Here is a 12,348-nt window from a genome sequence, read left to right on the forward strand (position 1 = left end):
TAACACTATATTTAAAGCCTGCAAATAAAATTTCAAAAAAATAATTATTAAAAATTTATTTTTTTTTCTATTCTATATTATATATATTACGCCCAAAATTAACACCTATGGATAGCAAAATACGTTACGAACTAGAATTCCCTATACATTCTTCGCCACAATTACTTTATCAATATATTTCCACTCCATCAGGACTTCAAGAATGGTTTGCAAACAATGTTAACTCAAGAGGTGAGTTTTACACATTTATTTGGGATGATTCCCAAGAAAAAGCAAGGTTATACTCTAAGAAAACAGGAGAAAAAGTAAAATTTAAATGGGTTGATGAACAAAATCATGACACAGAATACTTTTTCGAAATGAGAATATTAGTAGATGACATCACAAAAGATGTTTCACTAATGGTAGTTGATTATGCTGAAGAAGATGAAATGGAAGAGGCTAAAATGTTATGGGAAAATCAGATTTCCGATCTAAAACATGTTATTGGTTCTGTTTAATATTTAAAATTATAAGACTTATATTTGCCCCGCTTTGTTACTAAAAACAAAGCGGGATTTTTTTATGACAAACTCACTACTTAACAATCGCGGTTTTTTATATGGCGATGCCTTATTTGAAACAGTTAAAATTCTAGATGGAAAAATACTTTTTTTAGAAGACCACTATTTCAGATTAATGTCGTCTATGCGAATTTTAAGAATGGAAATCCCTATGAATTTCACTATGGAATTCTTTGAAAGCGAAATATTAAATGAGGTTAAAAAAGAACAATTAGAAACTTCAGCTAGAGCCAGAATGACTGTTTATCGCAAAGATGGCGGCTTTTATCTTCCCGACAACAACGCAATAGATTATGTTATTTCTGTTTCAAAAATTGAAAAACCAATTTACGAAATTGAAAACACAACATACGAAGTAGACATTTTTAAAGACTTTTATGTATCTAAACAATTAATTTCGACCCTAAAAAGCACTAACAAAATTGTTCAAATCACAGGAAGTATTTATGCCAAAGAAAATGCGTTGGACAATTGTATATTACTCAATGAAGATAAAAACGTAGTAGAAGTTCTTAATGGTAACATTTTTATGTTAAAAGACAAAACATTAACAACACCTCCAGTTTCTGAAGGCTGTCTTAATGGAATCATGAGAAAACAAATTATTGCTTTAGCAAAAACAATTGATGATTTAACATTTACCGAAAGCAATATTTCTCCTTTTGATTTACAAAAAGCCGATGAGATATTTATTACAAACGTGATTAAAGGAATTCAACCCATAACTAAATACAGGAAAAAAGAATTCGAAACCAGTTTAGCTAAATCTCTAATTTCTAAATTAAACGTAAAAATACGTCTAAGCTAGTTGTAAATAGGATTTTCGGGAGCATTAGACCAAATCAAATATTCGCCACCTTGCTCTATGATTTTTTCTTTCCAAAAATCTGTAGCAGATTTACCAATGATTTTATTTCTAAGACCATTTTCGGAAATAATCCAAGAGTTAGATTCGAGCTCATTTTGTAATTGCTCTGCATCCCACCCTGAATAACCTAGAAAAAATCGAACATTAGTTCTACCTATTTTACCTTGGTTAATAAGATTTTTGGCATGTTCAAAATCACCTCCCCAGTAAATCCCTTCGGCAATCTCTATGCTTTCGGGTATTAATTGAGGTACATTATGAATAAAGTAAAGATTATCCTGCTCAATTGGTCCGCCATTATAAATCTTGAAAGTTGCGTCAATTTCAGGAATTAAATCGTGAAGTGTATAACCAAGTGGCTTGTTTAGGATAAATCCAACAGAACCATCTTCGTTATGATCTGCCAACAGAACTACTGATCTATTAAAAGATAAATCTCCCGTAATAGACGGTTCTGCTACCAGTAAGTGCCCTTTTTTTGGTCGTACAGAAATCATAACAATAAGAATTAGACTTAAATTTAACAATTAATTTATCTAATTCCCAAATAAAATCGTTAAAAAGCAAAAAAAAAGCCACGCAAGGCGTGGCTCTATTTCTTTATGCAAACTATTATTTGTTTACTGCACCTTCTAATTCAGCACCAGCTTTGAATTTTACTACGTTTTTAGCAGCAATTTTGATAGTTTTTCCTGTTTGAGGGTTTCTTCCATCTCTTGCAGCTCTCTTAGATACTGACCAAGATCCAAATCCAACTAAAGATACTCTTCCACCTTTTTTCAAAGTACCTTCAACATTTTCTAAAAATGATTCTAAAGCTAATTTAGCAGCAGCTTTTGTAATCCCTGCGTGAGCAGCCATAGCATCGATTAAATCTGATTTGTTCATAATTGTTATTAATTGATTGGTTAATATTAATACTTACACCTACAAATTTAATAGGATTTCCTTACTATACAACAGTTGAGGCGTTTTTTTATTGTTTTTGTTAATAACTCAAGTAATTTGTTGATAAACAACTCTTTTTTATATAAAAAATTCGTTAAACCTTGTTTTTACTAGTCTTATAAAGCTTTGGCTTGTTCAGAAAAAGTCATTCCATTAAGTAATTCATGTATTAACATTTTCTTTTTTCCTGGAAATTGTATTGAAACCACATGAATAAATCCTCCAGAAACAGCAATTTTCATTTCTTTTTTTGTTGTTATCACTAAGCCTAGTTCAAACTCATGATTTACAACTTCTTTTGTTACTTCATAAATCTTAACATTCCATTCCAAATCACCGTCTTTAAAAAAGCAATAAGCAGTAGGATAAGGACTAAGTCCTCTTATTAAATTATAAACTTCATCAATTCCTTGGCTAAAATCAATTTTACAATTATCGCGATCAAGCTTGTAAGCCGTTTTAATTTCTGGTGTATCTTCTTGGATTTTTGTAGTGACAGAACCCAAACTTATTTTCTGTAAAGTTTCTAAAACAGCGTCACAACCTAAAACCATAAGTTTATCATGCAACTCTCCTGCTGTTTCATTTTCTGCTATACTAATTTCTTTACTAAGGATCATAGCTCCGGTGTCAATTTTATCATCTATAAAAAAGGTAGTCACTCCTGTTTTAGTTTCACCATTAATTATTGCCCAATTTATAGGCGCAGCACCTCTATAATTAGGCAACAACGAAGCATGCAAATTAAAAGTCCCATATTCAGGCATTTGCCAAACTGCCTGAGGAAGCATTCTAAAAGCGACTACAACTTGTAAGTTAGCATTTAACGATTGCAACTCTTGCAGAAATTCTTCATTTTTTAGGTTAGAAGGTTGTAATAATCTTAAACCTTTTTCAATTGCATATTCTTTTACTGCAGAGTATTTAATTTTTTGACCTCTACCTGCTGGCTTATCCACTGCAGTTATAACTCCAACAATTTCATGCTTATCTTCCTTCACTATTGCATCTAGGATTCCCACTGCAAATTCTGGAGTACCCATAAAAACAATTCTTAGTTTTTCCATTATTTTACTATTGTAAACTGATTTCTACTATTAATCGATACTATATTATATTCTAATAAACCCTTAATTACTTCCAATACTTGCTTCTCTTCAATACCAATTAAAGCAACAATTTCTCTAGCAGTCATTTCATTTTGACTTAAAAGTTTTATTATTTGTGTTTTTAAATCTTCTAAAGGAACATTCTTCATCCTTTTTGAAACACAAAAAGAACAAACTCCACATTCTTTACTGTTGCCTTCTCCGAAATAATTCAACAATAATTGACTTTTACAACTCTTATCATCAGACACATAATCAACCATAGCTTTTATTTGTTCAATTTTTGCCAGATTTTGACTTTCCAAGTGTCTAGAAACTCTATTAATTGTTCTTTCATCTTCTCTAACCTCTAAAAAAATAATTTTAGACTCATTAAATTGAGAAAAAAATTCAACTATATTCAATTTTTTAAGTTTCTCTAGCAAATTTAGCACTTTAACCTCTGTCGTTCCTGCTTTTTTTGCCACAAAAGCCAAATTAACATTGATCTGCAAATCAAAAATACCTGGATAACTTCTTAAAATAGTAGAAATAATAGGCTCATCTTCTGGATTTAAGCTTATATATCTAATTACCTCTTTAGACTCTAATAAAAATTGAACCTGAAGTTTTTCTGAAAATTCCTGAGTAAGACTAATTATTCCTTGTTTGTCTAAAAACTGAAGTGCGTTAAATGTTTTTAAAACAGGAAAATCGTACTGCAAACAAAACTGATTTAAACCAAACGGAAATTCCTCATTAATTCCTTCTCCATAAGCAATTTGAAAATAGTTGCAAAGTTTAACGTAAACTTCTTTAAGAAACTTAACATCTGGCAAAACCTGAATAAACTGATTTTCGGCTTGAATAATATCTGAAGGCGAACTAATTAATATTGCAAATGCTTTTTGCCCGTTTCTACCTGCTCTACCCGCTTCCTGATAATAACTTTCTAAATTTTCGGGTAGATTAATATGAATTACTGTTTTTACATTTGGTTTATCTATCCCCATACCAAAAGCGCTTGTAGCAATCATTACAGGTGTTTTATCTATAAGCCAAGAATCCATGTTCTTTTCCTTTTCCTTTAAAGGCAATCCACCGTGATAATAGGTTGTTTTAAAACCTAAATCTGAAAGTTTTTGAGCAAAAACATGACAGTTTTTTCTATTACGAACATATATAATTGATGGCTCAGGATTTTTTTGAAGAATTTGATTCAGCTTAAACAATTTATCTTCAGCCTTTATGACATGATATCCAAGATTTTCTCTAGCAAAAGACTTCGAAAAAAAACTAGGATCTTCTAATCCTAACAAGTTAATTATATCAACCTGAACTCTAGGAGTAGCCGAAGCTGTTAAAGCGATAAAAGGTACTTTAGGGAAATGAGTTTTTAAATTTTTAATTTTTAAATAAGAAGGTCTAAAATCATGCCCCCATTGAGAAACACAATGAGCCTCATCAATCGCAATCATGCTTATTGGCAAATTTTTAATTCGTTCTAATACCCACTCCTGCTCTAATCGTTCTGGAGATAGATATAAAAATTTATAATTACCAAATTGACAGTTATCTAATAATTGTATTATTTCTTCAGATTTAATTCCTCCTGTCAATGCTATAGCTTTAATGCTTTTGGATTGTAATTGAGCAACCTGATCTTTCATTAAAGCAACTAAAGGAGAAACCACTAGACAAATTCCATCAAAAACCATCCCCGGCACTTGAAAACATAATGATTTTCCTCCACCGGTTGGCATTAATCCAAAAGTATCTTTTCTTTCTAATACCGATTTGATTATTTCGTCCTGAACGGGTCTAAAAGAAGAATAATTCCAATATTTTTCAAGAATTTGTAATGCTTGTTGCATTCAAAAGTATTTAAAGTTTAAAAATAAAGAGTTTACTTGTTTAAAGCAAAACAATTTAAATTAAAACTATCAAATTATTTAAGATGAGTAAAAATAAAGTCTATACGCTCACTTACAGTCCCGATAGGCACTTCGATAAGTTCGTAACCATATTTTGCATATGTTTCTTTAAGATGATCGTAGATAATTTTTGCTTGTTCAAAATTTTCATAACGAGCCTGATCACTAACATATATATCTTCCCAAGGAGGCAAGACAAACACTTTAGTATATTTACTATCGTGACAACTTTGATCAAAATGTTCTGGATAAGTATCACCAATAAAATGCATATAAGCCAAAACATCTGGCACCCCCCTGTCAATAAAAACCTGAGAGCTTTCTTCTTGAATAGCGTTTTGATACTGTTTTAATCTCCCATCTAAAAGCATTTGACTAAACAGCAAAGGTTCCGTCAAAAACAATTGATCAATTCCTTGCCTTTGCGCCTCTAAGGTTACTTCACGGGAAATTTCAGGATAACACGTAAATCCTTTTTCGATTAATCCTTCAATAATCGTTGTCTTTCCAGTTCCTGGTCCACCGGTAATTACAATAATTTCCTTTTTCAAAACTCTAAAAATAAAGGTGCAAACTTAATTAAACTTATTGGTTTTTGAAAATTGAATTTACAATCGATAATTTCTAATTTCAAAAAGCTTATATTTGCGTTTATTTTAATGCAGAAGATGGATAAGAAAACAACTGAGTTTTACGAAAGATTAAAGGAAGAACTTAATTCGACCACAAAAAAATGGCCTTCTGAATACTTATATAAATTTATTGTTCCTAGCGATATCGAAAAAATAGCGCAAGTGGAAGGTGCCTTTAACAGAATGGGAGCTATTATTGATACTCGCCAATCTAAAAACGGAAAATTTACAAGTATTTCAATAAGTGTGCATTTAAATAGCGCTGACGAGGTAATTCAAAAATACCAAGAAGTGTCAACAATCGAGGGGATAATATCTTTATAAATGGATACAAAATACATTAGAGAAAATGCTGGCGATGTAGTTCATAACTTAGAATACAATTCTGAAAGAAAATCGCTAATCATACCTGAATATGGCCGTCATTTACAAAAATTAATTGACCAAGCTCTAGCAATTCAGGATAGAGAGGAACGAAATAAAATGGCTAAATATATTATTTCAGTCATGGGAAGCATGAATCCTCACTTGCGAGATGTGCCTGATTTTCAACATAAACTATGGGACCAACTATTTATTATGTCTGATTTTTCATTAGACGTAGATTCTCCCTACCCAATACCTTCAAAAGAGGTATTAAAAATGAAACCTGACACATTAAAATACCCTCAAAACTTTCCTAAATATCGTTTTTACGGAAACAATATAACTTATATGATTGCTAAAGCAAATGAGTGGGAAGAAGGGGATATGAAAAATGCTCTGGTTAGAGTTATTGCCAATCATATGAAAAAATCATATTTAAGTTGGAACAAAGACACCGTTACTGATGCAGTTATATTTGAACATTTATATGAATTATCGGGAGGTAAATTAAACCTTACTACCTCTAGTGAAGAGCTTTCAAACACTCAGGATTTAATGCGTACCAATAAACGTATGTCTAATAAAATCCAAAACAACAACAATAACAACAGTAAGCTTAAAAACCAAAAGAATGGTCCTAAAAAACCATTTATAAAAAACAATAATAATCCTAAATAATTAAGAGTAAACCTCATAATTACTAATTTATAACTCATAATTTAAAATGGGAACATTTAAAATTGAAGGTGGTATACCACTAAAAGGAACAGTTCAACCTCAGGGTGCAAAAAATGAAGCATTACAAATATTATGTCCTGTTTTATTAACTTCAGAAAAAGTAAGGATTACTAATATCCCTGACATTATTGATGTTAACAAGCTTATTGTCCTTTTAGGAAATTTAGGTGTAAAAATTCAAAAAAACGGCCCTGGAGATTATACTTTTCAGGCTGATGAAGTAAATATAGACTACCTTAAAACTGAAGCATTTAAAAAAGAAGGTGGAAGTTTAAGAGGATCAATCATGATTGTTGGACCACTTTTAGCACGTTTTGGTTGCGGATATATTCCTAAACCTGGAGGTGACAAAATTGGTCGCCGCCGTCTAGATACTCACTTTGAAGGCTTTATCAACTTAGGCGCTAAATTCCGTTACGAAAGAGCTGACCATTTTTATGGTGTGGAAATAGATGGAAGACTTCAGGGAACATACATGTTACTTGATGAAGCTTCGGTTACTGGAACAGCAAATATTGTTATGGCTGCAGTTTTAGCCGAAGGCACAACAACAATTTATAATGCAGCTTGTGAGCCTTATCTACAACAACTTTGTAAAATGTTGAATTCGATGGGTGCTAAAATCACCGGAATTGGATCTAACCTTTTAACTATTGAAGGTGTTGACAGTCTTGGTGGTTGCGAACACAGAGTTTTACCTGATATGATCGAAATTGGATCTTGGATTGGTCTTGCTGCTATGACAAGAAGCGAAATTACTATCAAAGATGTAAGTTGGGAGAATTTAGGAGTTATCCCAAATGTTTTTAGAAAATTAGGAATCACTTTAGAAAAACGAGGTGACGATATTTATATTCCTGCTCATACAGATGGATATGAAATCAAAACTGACATTGATGGTTCAATTTTAACAGTAGCAGATGCTCCTTGGCCAGGTTTCACTCCTGACTTATTAAGTATTGTATTAGTTGTTGCAACTCAAGCAAAAGGAGATGTTTTAATTCATCAAAAAATGTTTGAAAGCCGTTTATTCTTTGTGGATAAATTAATTGACATGGGTGCAAAAATCATGTTATGTGATCCACACAGAGCCGTGGTTATGGGACATAATTTCCAGTCGCAACTAAAAGCAACAACAATGAGTTCTCCAGATATTAGAGCTGGTATTTCATTATTAATTGCTGCACTTACTGCTAAAGGAACTAGCACAATTCAAAATATTGAGCAAATAGATAGAGGTTATGAGCGCATTGATGAGCGATTAAGAGCTTTAGGTGCTAATATTGTTAGAGCATAATCTAAAGTATGTAATTATATATAATTCCAAATTCCGATAACTATATTGGGATTTGGAATTTTCTTTTTAACCCAACCAAGAATGGAAACCTACATTATTATATTTCTTTGCATCGCCTCATTTTTAGCAGGATTTATTGATGCTATTGCTGGTGGTGGTGGATTAATTCAAACTCCAATTGCTTTGATTCTTTTACCTCATCAACCTATAGCTAATTTATCAGGATCTCTCAAAGTTCCTGGTATAACAGGAACGAGTATTGCCTCAATTCAATACTTAAAGAACGTGGACATGAATTGGAGATTGTTGTTTATAATGACAATATTTTCATGCTTGAGCGCTTTCTTTGGCTCTTATATTCTTACCATTGTGAACAATGATTTTATGAAGCCATTATTATTAGTAATCCTAATTTTATTAGCTATTTACACCTTCATAAAAAAAGATTTTGGCAGCCATCAACCTAAAGAAATTTCAAATATTAAAGCTATTTTATACGGGATATTAATTAGTGCTTTTATTGGTTTTTATGATGGTTTTATTGGTCCAGGAACAGGTAGCTTTCTTATTGTTGCGTTTATATTTGTACTTGGATTTGATTTTTTACATGCCTCAGCAAATGCAAAATTGGTAAACATCGCCTCAAACATTGGATCACTAGTCTTATTCATTTCGAAAGGAAAAATTCTATGGCTAATGGCTTTACCAATGGCCGTTTGCAACGGTTTTGGGGGATGGTTAGGCGCAAAATTAGCCATTAAAAAAGGAAACGGTTTTATCCGCATCTTTTTTCTAGTTGTTGTAATTGGCACCTTAATTAGACTAAGTTATGATGTATTTTTAAAGAATTAATTCAAAGCGTTTAATATTTTCAAGCCAAAAACAATTCCGTCTCTATGAATTGTACTTTGATATGAACGAACATAATCCAATCTAAACAGCTTAAATTTACCAAAACCTAAATTATCCAATCCAACAGAAAACTCTTGATACGGATTAATTCCAGGCAAAGACAAGTTGTGATACCCTAAAATCATATTTACTTTAAGTAGATTAATTAACGGAATTTTATTGGCAATAAACCCTTTGTCATCATATTCCGCATGCGCTTCAAAAAAAGAATCATTTGTACTGTATTTGTAATACGGCATCATATTAAATACATTCAAATATCTGTCTGATTGACCAATATGTGTTTGATTTCCATTAAAATGCTTATAATCCACAAAAGAAATATTATCTCCATTAAAAAATTTACCAGCTGAAATATTCACACCTAAATTTCCTTTATTACCCAAAGGAAAATCATGAGAAACTCTTGAAGCTACATAATCAAAATTATATTGTGATTCGTTTCCAGCAAAGCCTTTTTCATAAGTTAAATAAACAGTTGGATACTTATCATTAGATAAATTAAACTTTCCATCTGGTCTTGACCAATATTCTTGCGCAAAATTTATCTTCCCTGTGATTCTAGCTTTTATCAAATTATGCTTCATGATAATAGGTTTATTGTAATCAAAAGGCAGCAATGGATTGTTAGAAGTATACACTTTGTCTTTCTTCACGACAGTATAATCTGTTGTATTAAAGAGTGGTTTTCTTTCGGAATATTCCATGTTAGTATAAACCGAAAAACCATTTATAACCTCTTGACTATAGCCTACGTTTATAAAACTCTTATCATAAAGTTTCATGAAGTTATTCTTAAAGAATAAGGTGCTTACTGTGTTTACAATACTCGAAATTGGATTATTAGCATTGAACTGAACAATATCTCTTCCTCCTGAAAAACTCAACAACGCATCATTTACATTATTAAACTTTTGTGAATACTCCGCTTTCATCCTGAGTTTTTGTTCTTCTAATCCATAATTAAAAATAATACCCGCAGATGTATAAGTTCTATTTTCTCTATTATTTTTTAAATAATTGAAACCCGTACTTAAAACATAACCTTGAACAGTATTAAATCGTAAACTTGTTAAAACTCCTGAATAACTTAAAGTCCAATCTTTATATGAATTCTTGTAATTATAACCACTAACTACATCAAATAAAGAAAATTTATTATTCTTTCTATCTATAGAGTCTAAATATTCTTTAGACTGTCTTAATGTTTGAATGCTATCTTTTTTTGTATAGTCTGTACTTTCTTCTAATGTCAATGGAACTGGTCTTATAGAATTCCAAAAATCATTATCCTTTTTATTAGAATCTTTTTCAAAGCTCAACACTTCTCGTGTAAATGTTTTTTTATCAAATGAAGGCTCAAATTCAAAATTGCTATATACATATGTAAACCTTCCTGAAAGATTTATACCTAATAAACCTGCAACAAAATCAAGACTTTGAGTGTTCTTAGTCCAAATATTATCATTTTTATTATAACTAAAACTTTGTTTTAAAATTAAATTATCTAAAGCGGGTGTTTGCATTCTATAGCCTTTAATATTGACATCTACAGCATAAATAGCCCAAGAATCCTCAACAATATAAATATAACCTTCAACTACTGGTTCAGTGTCTCTACGTGGTATAACTTTAATTTTATTTACTTGTTGTTTGTCTTCTGTATAAAAACTTCCATCAATTTTAAATTTGTAGTACGAAAAAGCATTATCACTTATAGGAGAAATGATATTAACCTGAAATGGTAAATAATTCTCATAAAAATCAAACTCAACACTTGCTGCATTATTGAAACTAAAACCATTGTTTTTACCAGCTACTTTAGAAGCAAGAATGGTTTCTTTCATTTTATCAGGTTTTTGAAAACTAAGTTTAGAAACAGTTTCTGATAAATACAAAATACCTGTTCTAGTTGAATCTAAAGCTCCATCAAAATCGCCTAATTCCTGACCTAAAATCTTTTTAGGAGCATCCTTAATTCGCATCAGTCCTCTTGAATAGAAATCTGCTTTATATTTAGCCGTTCTTTCAGAGTTTTCTTTTTTGGCAGCAATTGCGTTACGAATAATTTGCTTAGCGGGATCTTCTTGATTTGTTACAACAACCTCATTTAATGTGTACTTTTCTTCCACTAGTTTTACATTAAGATCATGAGGAAAGCTATCAATATTGATCGCAACCTTTTTAGTCTTGAAACCCAAAAACTGGAAAATTATAGTATACTTCCCTTTTTGCTTTATATTCAACTCATAAAACCCTTTTTCATTTGTCGTAGTACTATTATAAGTATTATCTACTAAAACTGTTACTAAAGGAAGAGGTTGATTATTTTCATCTGTTACCAAACCTTTTATTTGAGAATTTGATACAATAGAAATCAATAGAAAGGCAAAAAGAAAGAAATTTTTCATTTGGTTTTTTCTTAATAGACGTAATTAAACAAGAAATGGTTGCTTTACAAAAAAGATTGAATGGCCAATTCATAACTTTGAAGACCAAAACCAATAATTACTCCTTTTGCATTAGGCGCAATATAAGATTGATGTCTAAAAGATTCTCTAGAAAAAGTATTAGAGATATGAACTTCTATAACTGGAGTAACAATTGCTTTTATACAATCGCCTATTCCAATAGATGTATGGGTATAAGCTCCAGCATTTAAAATAATTCCGTCATAACTAAAACCTACTTCTTGTAGTTTGTTAATAATTTCACCTTCAATGTTACTTTGAAAGTATTCCAAATCGACATTTAAATATTTAGTTTTTAAAGAATCAAAAAAAAAATCAAAATCTTGATTACCATAAACACTAGGCTCTCTCTTTCCCAGTAAGTTTAAATTTGGGCCATTTATAATAAGTACTTTCACATCAAATAATTTGAGTAAATATAAGGGTTTATTGACAAATATCTATACTATGACAGAATAGAATCCATTATCTTTTTAAACAAAAAAAGATAATCAACAAACATACTTTAGGAGCTTTTCCTACAAAAAACAA

13 protein-coding genes are annotated in these 12,348 nt (G+C 31.0%); 6 read left to right on the forward strand and 7 right to left on the reverse strand.

Annotation, left to right across the window (positions count from 1 at the left end; genetic code table 11):
• Positions 1-107: 107 nt before the first annotated feature.
• Both BUC09_RS06510 and BUC09_RS06515 read left to right on the forward strand, forming a co-directional pair.
• Entirely contained in the window at positions 108-500 is a 393-nt protein-coding gene (locus BUC09_RS06510) for an START-like domain-containing protein (protein WP_073309838.1), read from the forward strand.
• A 64-nt stretch (positions 501-564) separates the two neighbouring features.
• Positions 565-1,371 (forward strand): aminotransferase class IV, encoded by an 807-nt coding sequence (locus BUC09_RS06515; protein WP_073309840.1) that lies wholly within the window; start codon positions 565-567, stop codon positions 1,369-1,371.
• Here the strand turns inward: BUC09_RS06515 and BUC09_RS06520 are convergent.
• From BUC09_RS06520 to BUC09_RS06540, 5 genes are all read right to left on the reverse strand, one after another.
• Positions 1,368-1,928 carry a YqgE/AlgH family protein gene (locus BUC09_RS06520; protein WP_073309842.1) on the reverse strand — a complete coding sequence of 187 codons (561 nt, stop codon included), beginning with the start codon at positions 1,926-1,928 and terminating at the stop codon, positions 1,368-1,370. The two genes, BUC09_RS06515 and BUC09_RS06520, sit on opposite strands and share 4 nt — an antisense overlap.
• A gap of 115 nt (positions 1,929-2,043) precedes the next feature.
• On the reverse strand, positions 2,044-2,319 hold the full coding sequence (locus tag BUC09_RS06525) for an HU family DNA-binding protein (RefSeq protein ID WP_073309844.1): 276 nt from the start codon (positions 2,317-2,319) through the stop codon (positions 2,044-2,046).
• Positions 2,320-2,495: 176 nt separating this feature from the next.
• Positions 2,496-3,446 (reverse strand): methionyl-tRNA formyltransferase, encoded by a 951-nt coding sequence (gene fmt, locus BUC09_RS06530; protein WP_073309846.1) that lies wholly within the window; start codon positions 3,444-3,446, stop codon positions 2,496-2,498.
• Entirely contained in the window at positions 3,446-5,341 is a 1,896-nt protein-coding gene (locus BUC09_RS06535; protein WP_073309848.1) for a RecQ family ATP-dependent DNA helicase, read from the reverse strand. Before BUC09_RS06535 ends, fmt begins: the two co-directional genes overlap by 1 nt.
• A gap of 74 nt (positions 5,342-5,415) precedes the next feature.
• Complete coding sequence (locus BUC09_RS06540; protein WP_073309850.1) at positions 5,416-5,952, reverse strand: AAA family ATPase; 537 nt, start codon at positions 5,950-5,952, stop codon at positions 5,416-5,418.
• A gap of 117 nt (positions 5,953-6,069) precedes the next feature.
• Between BUC09_RS06540 and BUC09_RS06545 the strand changes: the two genes are divergently transcribed.
• The 4 genes from BUC09_RS06545 (at position 6,070) to BUC09_RS06560 (ending at position 9,286) form a co-directional block, all read left to right on the forward strand.
• A complete protein-coding gene (locus tag BUC09_RS06545) occupies positions 6,070-6,357 on the forward strand; it encodes a DUF493 family protein (protein ID WP_073309852.1) in 288 nt (95 codons plus the stop codon).
• A complete protein-coding gene (locus BUC09_RS06550; RefSeq protein WP_073309854.1) occupies positions 6,358-7,077 on the forward strand; it encodes a DUF4290 domain-containing protein in 720 nt (239 codons plus the stop codon).
• Between the two features lie 46 nt (positions 7,078-7,123).
• Positions 7,124-8,434, forward strand: a complete 1,311-nt coding sequence (gene murA, locus BUC09_RS06555) for a UDP-N-acetylglucosamine 1-carboxyvinyltransferase (RefSeq protein WP_073309856.1) — start codon at positions 7,124-7,126, stop codon at positions 8,432-8,434.
• Between the two features lie 81 nt (positions 8,435-8,515).
• Positions 8,516-9,286, forward strand: a complete 771-nt coding sequence (locus tag BUC09_RS06560; RefSeq protein ID WP_073309858.1) for a sulfite exporter TauE/SafE family protein — start codon at positions 8,516-8,518, stop codon at positions 9,284-9,286.
• Here BUC09_RS06560 and BUC09_RS06565 read toward each other — a convergent pair.
• Together BUC09_RS06565 and aroQ are read right to left on the reverse strand one after the other, a co-directional pair.
• Positions 9,283-11,757: a DUF5686 and carboxypeptidase regulatory-like domain-containing protein gene (locus BUC09_RS06565; protein ID WP_073309859.1), complete on the reverse strand. Its 2,475-nt coding sequence runs from the start codon at positions 11,755-11,757 to the stop codon at positions 9,283-9,285. The genes BUC09_RS06560 and BUC09_RS06565 overlap by 4 nt on opposite strands.
• A 44-nt stretch (positions 11,758-11,801) precedes the next feature.
• The gene (gene aroQ / locus BUC09_RS06570) at positions 11,802-12,215 is read right to left on the reverse strand and encodes a type II 3-dehydroquinate dehydratase (protein WP_073309861.1); all 414 of its coding nucleotides are present in this window, start codon (positions 12,213-12,215) and stop codon (positions 11,802-11,804) included.
• Between the last annotated feature and the right edge of the window lie 133 nt (positions 12,216-12,348).

The organism is Flavobacterium terrae (assembly GCF_900142035.1).
Taxonomy (GTDB): Bacteria; Bacteroidota; Bacteroidia; order Flavobacteriales; family Flavobacteriaceae; genus Flavobacterium; species Flavobacterium terrae.